The 14,522-nt window shown below is 66.8% G+C and carries 9 protein-coding genes; 3 read left to right on the forward strand and 6 right to left on the reverse strand.

Annotated elements, in window-relative coordinates; genetic code table 11:
* Positions 1-3: 3 nt before the first annotated feature.
* The 5 genes from AC56KZ_RS04330 to prpB form a co-directional block, all read right to left on the reverse strand.
* Complete coding sequence (locus AC56KZ_RS04330; RefSeq protein WP_497160889.1) at positions 4-2,892, reverse strand: EAL domain-containing protein; 2,889 nt, start codon at positions 2,890-2,892, stop codon at positions 4-6.
* A 184-nt stretch (positions 2,893-3,076) separates the two neighbouring features.
* The gene (prpF, locus tag AC56KZ_RS04335; RefSeq protein WP_497160890.1) at positions 3,077-4,267 is read right to left on the reverse strand and encodes a 2-methylaconitate cis-trans isomerase PrpF; all 1,191 of its coding nucleotides are present in this window, start codon (positions 4,265-4,267) and stop codon (positions 3,077-3,079) included.
* 166 nt (positions 4,268-4,433) lie between these two features.
* Positions 4,434-7,034 carry a Fe/S-dependent 2-methylisocitrate dehydratase AcnD gene (gene acnD, locus AC56KZ_RS04340; protein WP_497160891.1) on the reverse strand — a complete coding sequence of 867 codons (2,601 nt, stop codon included), beginning with the start codon at positions 7,032-7,034 and terminating at the stop codon, positions 4,434-4,436.
* An 11-nt stretch (positions 7,035-7,045) separates the two neighbouring features.
* A complete protein-coding gene (gene prpC / locus AC56KZ_RS04345) occupies positions 7,046-8,197 on the reverse strand; it encodes a bifunctional 2-methylcitrate synthase/citrate synthase (RefSeq protein ID WP_497160892.1) in 1,152 nt (383 codons plus the stop codon).
* Between the two features lie 21 nt (positions 8,198-8,218).
* Positions 8,219-9,103, reverse strand: a complete 885-nt coding sequence (prpB, locus tag AC56KZ_RS04350) for a methylisocitrate lyase (protein WP_497160893.1) — start codon at positions 9,101-9,103, stop codon at positions 8,219-8,221.
* Positions 9,104-9,309: 206 nt separating this feature from the next.
* Here prpB and prpR point away from each other — a divergent pair, with 206 nt between their 5' ends.
* Positions 9,310-10,953, forward strand: a complete 1,644-nt coding sequence (gene prpR / locus AC56KZ_RS04355; RefSeq protein WP_497160894.1) for a propionate catabolism operon regulatory protein PrpR — start codon at positions 9,310-9,312, stop codon at positions 10,951-10,953.
* Positions 10,954-10,956: 3 nt separating this feature from the next.
* Here the strand turns inward: prpR and AC56KZ_RS04360 are convergent, their stop codons facing one another.
* A complete protein-coding gene (locus AC56KZ_RS04360; RefSeq protein ID WP_497160895.1) occupies positions 10,957-11,652 on the reverse strand; it encodes an Lcl C-terminal domain-containing protein in 696 nt (231 codons plus the stop codon).
* 271 nt (positions 11,653-11,923) lie between these two features.
* Between AC56KZ_RS04360 and AC56KZ_RS04365 the strand changes: the two genes are divergently transcribed.
* Together AC56KZ_RS04365 and AC56KZ_RS04370 are read left to right on the forward strand one after the other, a co-directional pair.
* Positions 11,924-13,312: a pyridoxal-phosphate dependent enzyme gene (locus tag AC56KZ_RS04365; RefSeq protein ID WP_497160896.1), complete on the forward strand. Its 1,389-nt coding sequence runs from the start codon at positions 11,924-11,926 to the stop codon at positions 13,310-13,312.
* Positions 13,309-14,487, forward strand: coding sequence for a trans-sulfuration enzyme family protein (locus tag AC56KZ_RS04370; RefSeq protein ID WP_497160897.1), 1,179 nt, complete (start codon positions 13,309-13,311; stop codon positions 14,485-14,487). The genes AC56KZ_RS04365 and AC56KZ_RS04370 overlap by 4 nt, the downstream gene beginning before the upstream one ends.
* Positions 14,488-14,522 lie beyond the last annotated feature (35 nt).

Consider the following 14,522-nt stretch of genomic DNA (forward strand, 5'->3'; position numbering starts at 1 on the left):
GTGTCAGGCAACGCGTGACGGGCGCTGCTGGTCCTCGAGCAGCAGCTGCCCGGTCGCCCCGCTGTCGAGCGCGCGCGCGAACAGCCAGCCCTGCACATACTGGCAGCCGAAGCCGCGCAGCAGCGCCAGCTGTTCTTCGGTCTCCACCCCTTCGGCGACGACCTGCAGCTGCAGGCTGTTGGCCAGCGCCATGACGGCCGCGACGATGGCGCGGTCCTCGCTGCTGGCTTCCAGCTCGCGCACGAAGGTGCGGTCGATCTTGATCTTCCTGACCGGGAAGCGCTTCAGGTAGGCCAGGCTGGAGTAACCGGTGCCGAAGTCGTCGATCGACAGGCGCATGCCCATGCGGTTGATCTGGCCGAGGATGTCGAGGGTCTGCTCGCCGTGCTGCATCAGCGCGGTCTCGGTGATCTCGAACTCCACCAGGGCCGGGTCGATCCCGGTTTCCTCGACGATGCGCCGGATCGACGCCACCAGCGCCTTGTGCATGAACTGGCGCGCCGACAGGTTGATCGCCAGCGGCACACCGGGCAAGCCCTCGCGCTGCCAGGCCACGCTCTGCTCGCAGGCGCGCCGGATCACCCATTCGCCGACCGGGACGATCATGCCGTTTTCTTCGAGCACGGGAATGAAGTCGTCGGGCAGCACCAGGGTCGAGCCGCCGCCGCCATCCGGCTTGCGCCAGCGCAGCAGCACTTCGAGCGCATGCACGCGGCCCGTCGCGATGTCCATGATCGGCTGGTAGTAGGGCTCGAACTCGCCGTTCGCGAGCGCCTGGCGCAGGCTCGATTCGAGCTCGAAATGGCGCGCCGCGGCGCCGTTCATGCGCTGGGTAAAAAATTGGTAATTGTTGCGGCCGGCGGCCTTGGCCTGGTACATGGCCGCATCGGCATTCCTCATCAGGGTCTCGACATCGAGGCCGTCGTCGGGGTAGACGCAGATGCCGATCGACGGCGAGATGTGCAGGTGATGGCCTTCGAAGGGCACTGGCGCGGCCAGCGCCTCGATGATCTTGTCGCCCACCGCGCTGCACTCGTCGAGCGCGTGCAGGCCCGGTATCAGCACCACGAATTCGTCGCCGCCCAGGCGCGCCACGGTGTCGCTGGCGCGCACCGCGCGGCACAGGCGGCCCGCAACTTCCTTGAGCAGGTGGTCGCCGGTGGCGTGGCCGAGCGAATCGTTGATGTTCTTGAAGCGGTCGAGGTCGAGGAACATGATGGCCAGCTTGCCCTGCGAGCGCCCTGCCGCCAGGATCGCGCGCTCGAGGCGGTCGGCCAGCAGCGCGCGGTTCGGCAGGCCGGTCAGGCTGTCGTGATAGGCCATGTGGTGCACGCGCGCCTCGGCCTGGCGCCGCTCGAGAATCTCGTCCTGCAGCAGCGCATTGGCGCCGGCCAGTTCGGCCGTGCGTTCGGTCACGCGCACCTCGAGTTCGTCGCGCGCGCGGCGCACCGATTCGGCCGCCTCGCGCTGGGCCGTCACGTCGTCCACCAGCCACAGGCTGCGCCCGCCGGGGTCAAGCAGGTCGAACGGCCGGCCCGAGAGCCGGCCCCAGAAGGTCTGGCCGTCGCGCCGCACCAGCAGGTGCTCGCCGACGCTGACGCGCCCTGCAGCGAAATCGCGGGCCGTCTCGCGGCGCGCGGCCTGCCAGCCGGCGCCGTCCGGATACAGCGAACGAATGCCGATGCCGAGGCAGGCGCCGGGATCGAAACCGAACAGCTCTTCCATCTTGCGGTTGCAATGCAGCGTGCGGCCCGCTTCGACGACGGCGATGCCAAGTACCGCGGTGTCGAGGATGGCCTGGTTCTCCAGCAGCGCCACGCGCAGCGCCTGCTCGTCCTGCTTCTGGCGGGTGCGGTCCTCGACGATCCAGACATAGCCGTCCGACAGCTCCTCGGGATTGACCGCGTAGCCGATCAGCCGGGCCCAGATCGGGGTGCCGTCCTTGCGCACCAGTTCGGCCTCGGCCTGGTAGGTCTGGCCCCGCGCGAACAGCGGGTAGGCCTCGCCGGCGATGCGCTGGAAGGCGTCGACATCCGGGTGCAGGGCCTGCACCTGCATGCCCTGCCACTCGCCGTCGGCATAGCCGAACATGGAGAGGAAAGCGGCGTTGCAGCGCCGCACCCGCTGCTTGCGGGTGAACATGATCGCCAGCGAGGCGTTGTTCATCAGCGCCTGCAGTTCGCGCCGCGCGTGGCGCGTTTCGCTGACGTCTTCGATGATCCAGATCGTGCCGGCTTCGCGCTGGCCCGGCACCACCGCACTGGCGCGCACCCGCGCCCAGAACAGCGAACCGTCGCGGCGCCGGAACTGGCACTCGGCTTTTTCGTAGATGGCGCCTTGCGCGAGCGCCGCAAAGGCTTCCTCGCGGAAGGCCAGGTAGCCCTCTTCGGTGGCGAACATCTCGCCGGGATCGCGCTCGGCCAGTTCGTCGCTGCTGTAGCCGACCATGCTCGACAAACGCGGATTGCACTTTTGAAGCACGCCCGGCCTGGTGAAGACGATGCCGACCGGGGCGTTATCGAAGATCGCCTTCTGCTCGCTCATGGCGGTGCGCAGCGCCTGCTGGCCGCGCTCGTAGGCGCTGAGGTCGGTGAAGACGAAGGTCGCACCGGGGGCGCCCGCGCCCGGCGCCAGCGGTTTCGAACACACCCGCACGGCGACGTCGACGCCGCCCACGGTCAGCCGGGTATTCCAGCAGCGCTCGCCACGCATGGCGCGGCCCAGCTCGATCAGTGCGATGCGCGCAGCGCGGCCGCTGAACAGCTCGATCAGCGAGCGGCCGACCGGCGAGGCGCCGGCCAGCTTGCCCATCGCGTCGTTCGCGGCAAACACGACGCCAGACGCGTCAACGGCGCAGGAAGGCCCTGCGATCAGGTCCAGTGCCTCTGCCACGAAAGCTGGTTTGCTCGAAATTCTGTCCATCCCCGGCGGTTCCCCTTGCATGCAGCCTGCGTGGGCCGCTAAATGTTGCTGGATAATAAACCAGTAGGCGGGGAATCTCCACATCTGTCAGTACAAAAAAGCCGGCAGCCGCCTTATCAGCAGCTGCCGGCTTCATTTCAAGCACGCAGGACGCTCAGGCGGCGTCGTCCGGCACCCGCACCCAGCCTTCCATCAGCACCCGCGCGCTGCGGCTCATCACCGCCTTGGTGACGCTCCACGCGCCGTCCACCTGGCTTGCCTCGGCGCCGACGCGCAGGGTGCCGGACGGATGGCCGAAGCGCACCGCGCCAGGTGTGCCGCCGCCGGCCGCGATGTTCACCAGCGTGCCCGGCACGGCCGCCGCGGTGCCAATGGCGACCGCCGCCGTACCCATCATTGCATGGTGCAGCTTGCCCATCGACATGGCGCGCACCAGCAGGTCGATCCCGGTCGCCGCCACGCGCTTGCCGCTCGACGAGGTGTAGTCCTGCGGCGGTGCGACAAAGGCCACTTTCGGCGTGTGCTGGCGGCTGGCGGCCTCGCCCAGCTCCTTGATCAGGCCCATCTTGAGCGCGCCGTGGGCGCGGATCGTCTCGAACAGCGCCAGCGCGCGCGGGTCGCCGTTGATCGCCTCCTGCAGCTCGGTACCGGTGTAACCGATCTCGGCGGCATTCACAAAAATGGTCGGGATGCCGGCGTTGATCATGGTCGCCTGTATGCTGCCCAGGCCAGGCACGTCAAGCGCGTCGACCAGGTTCCCGGTCGGGAACATCGAGCCTCCGGCGCCCTCCTCGTCCGCCGCCGGGTCCATGAATTCGAGCTGCACTTCGGCTGCCGGGAAGGTCACGCCGTCGAGCTCGAAGTCGCCCGTCTCCTGCACCTGGCCACCCGTTACCGGAACGTGGGCGATGATGGTCTTGCCGATGTTGGCCTGCCAGATCCGCACCAGCGCCATGCCGTCCTGGGGCACCCGTTCGGGTTCCAGCAGGCCACTGGAAATTGCGAACGAGCCGACCGCCGAGGACAGATTGCCGCAGTTGCCGCTCCAGTCGACAAACGGCTTGTCGATCGACACCTGGCCGAACAGGTAATCGACGTCGTGTTCCGGACGCGTGCTCGGCGCGACGATGACGGCCTTGCTGGTGCTGGAGGTGGCGCCGCCCATGCCGTCGATCTGCTTGCCGTAAGGGTCGGGGCTGCCGATCACGCGCAGCAGCAGCGCGTCGCGCGCCGGACCCGGCACGCGGGCGGCTGCGGGCAGGTCCTGCAGGCGGAAGAAGACGCCCTTGCTGGTGCCGCCACGCATGTAGGTGGCGGGGATCTTGATTTGGGGGGTGTGGGGCATATGTTCAATCCAATATGTTTGCCGGGGGTTGTAGGGTGGGCGGGTACCCCGCTCACGCGTTCAACAACAGCACGAACAGCCAAGGCAAGCGCCGTGGATTTTCATGAGCTGGTTGCACGCGTGAGCGGCGAAGCCGCCCACCCTACGGACTCCCGGATGTAGCGCTTTACGCTGCTTCCTGCGAGGACGCCAAAAAGTCCTGCGCGAAGCGCTGCAGTACGCCGCCGGCTTCGTAGATCGAGACTTCTTCGGCGGTGTCGAGCCTGCAGGTCACCGGCACTTCGAGGTGCTGGCCGTCGCGGCGGTTGATCACCAGCGTCAGGGTCGCGCCCGGCGTGCGCTCGCCCAGCACGTCGAAGGTCTCGGTGCCGTCGATGCCCAGGGTCAGGCGGTTCATGCCGGGTGCGAATTCCAGCGGCAGTACGCCCATGCCCACCAGGTTGGTGCGGTGGATGCGCTCGAAGCCCTCGGCGGCGATGGCTTCCACGCCCGCCAGGCGCACGCCCTTGGCCGCCCAGTCGCGCGAGGAGCCCTGGCCATAGTCGGCGCCGGCAATCACGATCAGCGGCTGCTTGCGCTCCATGTAGGTTTCGATCGCTTCCCACATGCGCGTCACCTGGCCCTCGGGTTCCACACGCGCCAGGGATCCGGCGATCACCGCGCCCGCGCTGTCCCGCACCATCTCGTTCTTCAGGGTCGGATTGGCGAAGGTGGCGCGCTGCGCCGTCAGGTGGTCGCCGCGGTGGGTGGCGTAGGAGTTGAAGTCCTCTTCCGGCAGACCCATTTTGTGCAGGTACTCGCCGGCGGCCGAGTCGAGCATGATGGCGTTCGACGGCGACAGGTGGTCGGTGGTGATGTTGTCGCCCAGGACCGCCAGCGGCCGCATGCCCGTCAGGGCGCGTGCGCCCGCCAGCGCGCCTTCCCAGTAGGGCGGACGGCGGATGTAGGTGCTATTCAAGCGCCAGTCGTAGAGCGGCGCCACGCTCACGCCATCGTCGACCTGGCGCGCGAACATCGGCGTGTAGACCTTGCGGTACTGTTCGGGCTTGACGCTGCGCGCAAAGACCGCGTCGATTTCCTCGTCCGCCGGCCAGATGTCGGCCAGCCTGACGTCGTTGCCGTAGGTGTCGACGCCCAGCACGTCCTTCTCGATGTCGAAGCGGATGGTGCCGGCAATCGCGTAGGCGACCACCAGCGGCGGCGAGGCCAGAAAGGCCTGTTTCGCATACGGGTGGATGCGGCCGTCGAAGTTGCGGTTGCCCGACAGGACGGCGGTCGCGTACAGGTCGCGCTCGATGATCTCCTGCTGGATCGCCGGGTCGAGCGCACCGCTCATGCCGTTGCAGGTGGTGCAGGCAAAGGCCACCACGCCGAAGCCGAGGGCTTCGAGTTCCGGCATCAGGCCCGCTTCTTCCAGGTAGAGCGAAACGGCTTTCGAGCCCGGCGCGAGCGAACTCTTGACCCAGGGCTTGCGCAGCAGCCCGAGCCGGTTGGCGTTGCGCGCGATCAGGCCGGCGGCGATCATGTTGCGCGGGTTGCTGGTATTGGTGCAGCTGGTGATGGCCGCGATGATCACGGCGCCGTCCGGCATGCGGCCGGGTTCGTTTTCGACGACGCCCGAGATGCCGCGCGCGGCCAGTTCCGAGGTCGGCACGCGCTTGTGCGGATTCGACGGACCGGCGATGTTGCGCACCACGCTGGACAGGTCGAAGTGCAGCGTGCGCTCGTACTCGGCGTTGACCAGGCTGTCGGCCCACAGGCCCGCTTCCTTGGCGTAGGTCTCGACCAGCGCCACCTGCTCGTCTTCGCGGCCGGTCAGTTTGAGGTACTTGATGGTTTGCTCGTCGATGTAGAACATCGCGGCGGTGGCGCCGTATTCCGGCGCCATGTTCGAGATCGTGGCGCGGTCGCCCAGGGTCAGCTTCGATGCACCCTCGCCATAGAACTCGAGCCAGCTCGAAACGACTTTCGAGGCGCGCAGGAATTCGGTCAGCGCCAGCACCACGTCGGTGGCGGTGATGCCCGGCTGGGGCGTGCCGCTCAGCTCGACGCCAATGATGTCCGGCAGGCGCATCCAGGAAGCGCGGCCCAGCATCACGCTTTCCGCCTCCAGGCCGCCGACGCCGATGGCGATCACGCCCAGCGCATCGACCATCGGCGTGTGCGAATCGGTACCCACCAGTGTGTCCGGGAAGGCGACGCCGTCCTTGACCTGGACCACGGGGCTCATGCGCTCGAGATTAATCTGGTGCAGGATGCCGTTCCCCGGCGGGATCACGTCGACGTTCTGGAAGGCCTTCTTGGTCCACTCGATGAAGTGGAAGCGGTCTTCGTTGCGGCGGTCCTCGATGGCGCGGTTCTTGGCAAAGGCGTCCGGATCGAAGCCGCCGCATTCCACCGCCAGCGAATGGTCGACCACGAGCTGGGTCGGCACCACAGGATTGACCAGCGCCGGGTTGCCGCCTTCCAGGGCGATGGCGTCGCGCAGGCCGGCCAGGTCGACCAGTGCGGTCTGGCCCAGGATGTCGTGGCAGACCACGCGCGCCGGGAACCACGGGAAGTCGAGGTCGCGTTTGCGCTCGATGAACTGCTTGAGCGAGGCCACCAGGTGGACGGGATCGCAGCGGCGCACCAGGTTCTCGGCCAGCACGCGCGAGGTGTAGGGCAGCTTGTCGTAGGCGCCCGGCGCGATACTGTCGACCGCTGCGCGCGTGTCGAAGTAGTGCAGGGTCGTGCCCTGCAGGGGTTTGCGGTATTGGTTGTTCATGTCAGGCTTCTTCAAGTGCGATCGGCGATCGGCACGAACGCCAGGTCTTCGGGACCGACGTAGTTCGCGCTCGGGCGGATGATCTTGTTGTCGATGCGCTGCTCGATGACGTGCGCGGCCCAGCCCGACGTGCGCGAGATGACGAACAGCGGCGTGAACATGGCGGTCGGCACGCCCATCATGTGGTAGGACACGGCCGAGAACCAGTCCAGGTTCGGGAACATCTTTTTCACTTCCCACATCACCGATTCGAGGCGCTCGGCGATATCGAACATCTTCATCGAGCCGGCGTTCTCGGACAGCGAACGCGCCACCTCCTTGATGACCACGTTGCGCGGATCGGAAATTGTATACACCGGATGGCCGAAGCCGATCACGACTTCCTTGTTCGCCACGCGATTGCGGATGTCCGCTTCGGCTTCGTCGGCGTTTTCGTAGCGCTTCTGGATGTCGAGCGCGACTTCATTGGCGCCGCCGTGCTTCGGTCCGCGCAGGGCGCCGATCGCGCCGGTAACGGCCGAGTGCATGTCGGAGCCGGTGCCGGCGATCACACGCGCGGTGAAGGTCGAGGCGTTGAATTCGTGTTCGGCGTAGAGGATCAGCGAGGTGTGCATCGCCCGTACCCACTCTTCTTTCGGGGCGTGGCCGTGCAGCAGGTGCAGGAAGTGGCCGCCGATCGAGTCGTCGTCGGTCTGGGTTTCGATGCGCTTGCCGTTCTGGCTGAAGTGGTACCAGTACAGCAGCATCGAGCCGAAGGACGCCATCAGGCGGTCGGCGATGTCGCGCGCGCCGGGAACATTGTGGTCGTCCTTTTCCGGCATGGCGCAGCCCAGCGCCGAGACGCCGGTGCGCATCACGTCCATCGGATGGCTGGCCGCCGGCAGCGCTTCGAGCGCCAGCTTGACGGAATGCGGCAGGCCGCGCAGCATCCTGAGCTTGGCCTTGTAGCCCTTCAGTTCCGCGAAGCTGGGCAGCTTGCCGTGCACCAGCAGGTAGGCGATCTCTTCGAATTCGCAGGTGGTGGCCAGGTCGAGGATGTCGTAGCCGCGGTAGTGCAGGTCGTTGCCGGTCTTGCCGACGGAGCACAGTGCCGTGTTACCGGCGGTGACGCCGGACAGGGCGACGGATTTTTTTGGCTTGAATGCTGGGGCTTGTTCGGTCATGTCGGTCTCCAATTCGGTTGATTATTTTTTCTGTGCCGCAAACAGGGCGTCGAGGTGCTGCTCGAAGTCGTGGTAGTTGATGCGGTCGTAGAGTTCGGCGCGGGTCTGCATGGTGTCGATCACGGCCTGCTGGCCGCCGTCGCGGCGGATCGCGGTATAGACGTTTTCGGCAGCCTTGTTCATGGCGCGGAAGGCCGACAGCGGATACAGCACCAGGCCGACGTCGGCGGTTTTCAGTTCCTCGACCGTGAACAGCGGGGTCGCGCCGAATTCGGTGATGTTGGCCAGGATCGGCACGCCCACCGCTTTGGAGAAGCGCGAATACATGGCCAGGTCGGTCATCGCTTCCGGGAACACCATGTCGGCGCCGGCTTCGACGCAGGCCACGGCGCGCTCGATGGCGGCGTCGATGCCTTCCACGGCCAGCGCATCGGTGCGCGCCATGATCACGAAGTTGTCGTCGGTGCGGGCGTCGACGGCGGCCTTGATGCGGTCGACCATTTCCTGTTTCGAGACGATTTCCTTGCCCGGGCGGTGGCCGCAGCGCTTGGCGCCGACCTGGTCTTCGATGTGGATCGCGGCGGCGCCGAACTTGATCATCGATTTCACCGTGCGCGCGACGTTGAAGGCCGAGGAACCGAAGCCGGTATCGACGTCGACCAGCAGCGGCAGGTCGCAGACGTCGGTAATGCGGCGCACGTCGGTCAGCACGTCGTCCAGGTTGGAGATGCCGAGGTCGGGCAGGCCGAGCGAGCCGGCGGCGACACCGCCGCCCGACAGGTAGATGGCCTTGAAGCCGGCGCGCTTGGCCAGCAGGGCGTGGTTGGCATTGATCGCGCCGACGACTTGCAGCGGCGATTCTTCCTGGACTGCGCGGCGAAACAGCGCGCCTGGGGATTGGGTCATGGAGTCTCCTGAGTGGTTCGGTGATGAATGGTCTTTTGTGTGCAAGGAGCGTGCCAGCTGCTGTGCAAGACGCTGGTTTCGGAAAAGCCTGATGCTTCAAGGACTTGGCGTCAAGCGAACAGGAGAGTACACCTGTTCCATGTTTCATGTTGCGTTTCAGATGAAACAGGTGAAACGACTGAAACAAGGTGCGCTAGAATGAGGCGATGCGCCCACCTCCCTCCCCTTTATCCCAGGAAGCCCAGAAACCCGTCATCTGGACGGTATCGGTCTCGCGCCTGGCCGACCTGTTTCGCGACATTACGCTCGAATACGACCACCTTGCCACCATCGAACCGATCGATCTCGGCTTCGACGAAGCGGCCCGTCACATCCGCGAACGGATGGCGCTTGAACCTTGCGACGTGGTCATCGCGGCCGGCTCGAACGGCGCTTACCTGAAGGGGCGCGTGGCGGCGCCGGTAGTGATCGCCAAGGCCAGCGGTTTCGACGTGCTGCAGGCGCTGGCGCGTGCGCGCAAGGTGTCGGAGCGCGTCGGCGTGATCAGTTACCAGCAAAGCCTGCCGGAACTGGCGGAGTTCGCCGCCACCTTCGGGGTGACGATCGCCCAGCGCAGCTATGTCACGCGCGAGGATGCGCGCGCGGCGATCAAGGAGATGAAGGCCGGCGGCATCGAGGTCATCGTCGGCGCCGGGCTGATCACGGACCTGGCCGAGGAAGCCGGCATCGGCAGCGTGTTCCTGTACTCGGCGGCGTCGATCCGCCAGGCCTTCGACGATGCGCTGGAAGTGGCGCGCCTGACCCAGCTGGAAGCAAGCCGCATCCGGCGCGGTTCGGCAGGTAGTGGACGCGGCTTGCAGGCAGCGCGGCCCGCGCGGCGCGGCCTGAACGACCTGCGCGGCGAGTCGGACGCCATCGAGCGCCTGCGCCAGACGACGGTGCTGTATGCGCGCTCGCCGGCGACCGTCCTGATCGAAGGAGAAACCGGCAGCGGCAAGGAACTGGTGGCCCAGGCGATCCACCGCGAGGGCCCGCGCAGCCTGGGCGCCAACCGGCCCTTCGTGGCGGTGAACTGCGGCGCGATCGCCGAGTCGCTGCTCGAATCCGAACTCTTCGGCCACGAGGAAGGGGCGTTTACGGGCGCCCGCCGTGGCGGCCACGCGGGACTGTTCGAAGCGGCCGACGGCGGCACGCTGTTCCTCGACGAGATCGGCGAAATGCCGCTGGCCTTGCAGACTCGCCTGCTGCGCGTGCTGGAAGAACGCGAAGTCATGCGCGTGGGCGGTACGCGCCCGGTGCCGATCGCGGTGCGCGTGATCAGCGCCACCCACTGCGACCTGGAAGCGCGCATGCGCGAGGGCCGCTTCCGCCCCGACCTGTTCTATCGCCTGGCGGTGCTGCGCCTGGCCGTGCCGCCGCTGCGCGCGCGCGCCGGGGACATTGCGCCGCTGGCGGAATGGTCGCTCAAGGGTGCGCTGGCCGGGCTCGGCGCCCGGCCGCATCCGAACCTGCACGCGGAGCTGATGGCCTGCGCACCGCTGCTGGAGCGCTACCGCTGGCCGGGCAATGTGCGCGAACTGCGCAACCTGATGGAGCGTCTCGCCCTGTTCCTCGCCGACGAGCCGCTGCAGGCGCTCACGCCGAGCTTTCTGCTGGCGCTGGCGCCGGAACTGGGACGGGTGGAGAGTGCCGCTGGACCCGAGGCCGCGGCCCCGCTCTTATCTCCCGCGGCGCCGGCGGAAAGCGCCGCCTCGGTGCTGGCGCGTTTTGGCGGCCAGCGCGACGCCGCCGCGCGCCACCTCGGCATCAGCCGCACGACCTTGTGGCGGCGGCTGCGTTCGGGAAGCTGAGATCTAGATGCCGCGCACGCAGCTGACGTAGGCCTTGCTGTCGTCCGCCATCGACATGCTCGCTCGCGTGGACAGGTTGACCGTCAGGTGCTGCGCCGCGGCGGCGCCGGCGTCGGCAGTCCAGGTGTCGAGCATGACCCAGGCCTTATCGGCAAGCGCGCCCGATGCCGCCAGCGTCGTCAGCTCGAACCGGGTCGGCAGCCGCCAGCCGGTGCTGCCGTTGATTGTCGTTCCCTTGCAGTAGGCATCGGCTTGCGCCCAGGTCCTGCCGAACCAGGTCGGCATCCACGACAGGTTTCCGGTGGTGACATAGGAGGCGGTGGACGGCGGTGTCACGCAGACCCCGCCTTCGAGCACGGCCGAGCCTTCGCACGGGCGCTTCGCCACGGTCAGGGTGGTACTGGTCGAGGTCGGGTAGTAACTGCCCTTCTCGCCCTGCTGCGCGGTGATGGTGCTGATGCCGGCCTTGCCGATGACGATGGTGTCGCCTTCGATCCGGCCGACGCTCGGATCGCTGCTGGTGTAAAAGAAGGCAGCCGGACTTTTCGAGGTCGGCGCGGTCAGCTTGACGGGTGCATCGCCTTCGGTCGCGGTGATCGCCGCGAAAGGACCGAGGTCCACGCCATCGTGGCCGCCGCAGCTAGCCAACAGCAACAAAGCGCCGGTCATGGCGAGGGAGAGGATGCGTTGAGTGGTCATGGTCTGGAGAATAGGGTCAGGGCAGGATGATTGCTCTAGTCTAACATTTGAATGCCATTCCGTTAACAAGTATTCAAGCCGCGCACACTCTACCGGGCCATCCAGAAGCACGCCTGATAAATCGCATATGAGTATGTGAATTTCTTATTATTAAGGCAAGTTCGTCGATGCTATGCTGGCAGGTGGACAGGGTTCGCGCCAGTGCAAACATCGCGTCCGGGATCGGCTTTACCATGCGCTTTTAACATGGCCAGGCGCCTTTGGAGGCACTATGCAAGGCAATCCGCAGCAAGCGTTCCAGGCAGCAATCTTCTCCCTGATCGGCAACACCCCATTGGTGCAGGTCACGCGCATGGACACCGGTCCCTGCCAGTTGTTCTTGAAGCTGGAGTCGCAAAATCCCGGCGGCTCGATCAAGGACCGCATCGGCCGCGCCATGATCGAGCAAGCCGAGCACGATGGCAGCCTGCAGCCCGGCGGCGTCGTGGTCGAGGCGACCGCCGGCAATACCGGCCTGGGCCTGGCGCTCGTCGCCCGCATCAAGGGCTACCGGGTGGTGCTGGTGGTGCCCGACAAGATGGCGGCTGAAAAGATCCTGCACCTGAAAGCCCTGGGCGCCGAGATCCACCTGACCCGCTCGGACGTCGGCAAGGGCCATCCGGAGTATTACCAGGACTACGCCGCCCGCCTTGCGCGCGAAATTCCCGGCGCCTGGTTCGCCGACCAGTTCAACAACCCCGCCAATCCGCGCGCCCACGAAACCACGACCGGTCCCGAGCTCTGGGAGCAGACGGGCCACGAACTCGATGTGATCGTGGTCGGGGTCGGCTCGTCCGGCACCCTCACCGGCCTGTCGAATTATTTCGGGCGGGTCCAGCCGGGCCTGGAATTCGTGCTGGCCGATCCAAAAGGCTCGATCCTGGCCGAGTATGTCAACACCGGGCGCCTGGCGCCCGATGCCGGCTCATGGGCGGTGGAAGGCATCGGCGAAGACTTCATCCCCGGCATCGCCGACCTGTCGCGCGTGCGCAGCGCCTACACCATCAGCGACGAGGAAAGTTTTCATACGGCGCGCGCCCTGCTCCAGCAGGAAGGCATCCTTGGCGGCTCGTCGACCGGCACCCTGCTGGCCGCGGCGCTCAAATACTGCCGGGCGCAGACCAGCCCGAAGCGCGTCGTCACTTTCGTGTGCGACACCGGCACGCGCTACCTCACCAAGGTCTACAGCGACGGCTGGATGGTCGACCAGGGTTTATTGCAGCGCCCGAAAATGGGCGACCTGCGCGACCTGGTCGGGCGCCGCTTCGACGCCGGCGAAGTGGTGACGGTGGCGCCCACCGACACCCTGCTAACTGCCTTCAACCGCATGCGCAGCAGCGACCTGGCGCAGCTGCCCGTGGTCGACCGGGGCCGCCTGGTCGGCATCATCGACGAGTCCGACCTGCTGCTGCATGTGACCAGCGATGCGCAGCATTTCGCGTCGCAGGTAGCCGACACCATGACGGCGCAGCTGCAAACCCTGCGGCCCTCGGCCAGCATGCAGGACCTGCGCGCCATCCTCGACCGCGGCCTGACCGCCGTGATCCTCGACGAGGACCGTTTCTATGGCCTGATCACCCGCTTCGACCTCCTCAACCACCTGCGCAGGACGCTATCGTGAACCCACTCGATCCGAAGCAGCACATCGCCACCCGTGTCATCCACGGCGGCCAGTCGCCCGAACCCGGCACCGGCGCCGTCATGCCGCCGATTTTCGCCACCTCCACCTATGCCCAGCAAAGCCCGGGCGTGCACAAGGGCCTCGACTATGGCCGCTCGCACAATCCGACGCGCTGGGCGCTGGAGCGCTGCGTGGCCGACATCGAGAGCGGCAGCGCGGCCTTTGCCTTTGCGTCCGGCCTGGCCGCCATTTCGGCGGTGCTGGAACTGCTGCCGGCCGGCTCGCACATCGTGGCCGGCGACGACATGTACGGCGGCACCTACCGCCTGTTCGAGCGCGTGCGCCGCCGCAGCGCCGGCCACCATTTCACCTACGTGAACCTGGCCGATCCGGAAGCGCTGGCCGCCGCCCTGCGCGCCGACACCAGGATGGTCTGGGTCGAAACCCCGACCAACCCGATGCTGAAACTGGCCGACCTGGCGGCGATCGCGCGCCTGTGCCGCGAGCGCGGCATCCTTACCGTCTGCGACAACACCTTCGCCAGCCCGATCAACCAGCGCCCGCTGGAACTGGGGATCGACATCGTCGTGCACTCGACCACGAAATACATGAATGGCCATTCGGACGTGATCGGCGGCGTGGCGGTGGTCGGTAGCGCCACGCATCACGCGGAACTGGCCGACGGACTCTGTTTCATCCAGAACGCCGTCGGTGCGATCCAGGGGCCTTTCGACAGCTTCCTGGTGCTGCGCGGGATCAAGACCCTGGCCCTGCGCGTCGAGCGCAGCAATGCCAATGCGCTGGCGCTGGCCGCATGGCTCGAGCGCGAGCCGAAGGTGGGCAAGGTGTTTTATCCCGGGCTGGAATCGCATCCGCAGCATGCGCTGGCGCGGCGCCAGATGAGCGGTTTCGGCGGCATCGTCTCGATCGAGCTGGACACGAACCTTGACGGCGCGCGCCGCTTCCTCGAGGCGTGCAGGGTGTTCACGCTGGCCGAAAGCCTGGGCGGGGTGGAGAGCCTGATCGAACATCCGGCCCTGATGACGCATGCGACGATTCCGCCGGCGCAACGGGCCGAGCTGGGGATCAGCGATACCCTGATCCGGCTGTCGGTGGGGATCGAGCATCTGGAGGATCAGCGGGAGGATTTGCGGAGGGCGCTGGCGATGGTGTAGTGCGGGGTTTTGCAGGGTGGGCTCTGCCCACCCCG

The sequence above is a fragment of the Telluria sp. LT2P34 genome, assembly GCF_059685915.1.

Coding starts and splice junctions, on each gene's coding strand:
- acnD (WP_497160891.1), bottom strand. CDS start 7,034: ATGAACAACCAATACCGCAAACCCCTGCAGGGCACGACCCTGCACTAC.
- AC56KZ_RS04360 (WP_497160895.1), bottom strand. CDS start 11,652: ATGACCACTCAACGCATCCTCTCCCTCGCCATGACCGGCGCTTTGTTG.
- prpF (WP_497160890.1), bottom strand. CDS start 4,267: ATGCCCCACACCCCCCAAATCAAGATCCCCGCCACCTACATGCGTGGC.
- prpB (WP_497160893.1), bottom strand. CDS start 9,103: ATGACCCAATCCCCAGGCGCGCTGTTTCGCCGCGCAGTCCAGGAAGAA.
- AC56KZ_RS04365 (WP_497160896.1), top strand. CDS start 11,924: ATGCAAGGCAATCCGCAGCAAGCGTTCCAGGCAGCAATCTTCTCCCTG.
- prpC (WP_497160892.1), bottom strand. CDS start 8,197: ATGACCGAACAAGCCCCAGCATTCAAGCCAAAAAAATCCGTCGCCCTG.
- prpR (WP_497160894.1), top strand. CDS start 9,310: ATGCGCCCACCTCCCTCCCCTTTATCCCAGGAAGCCCAGAAACCCGTC.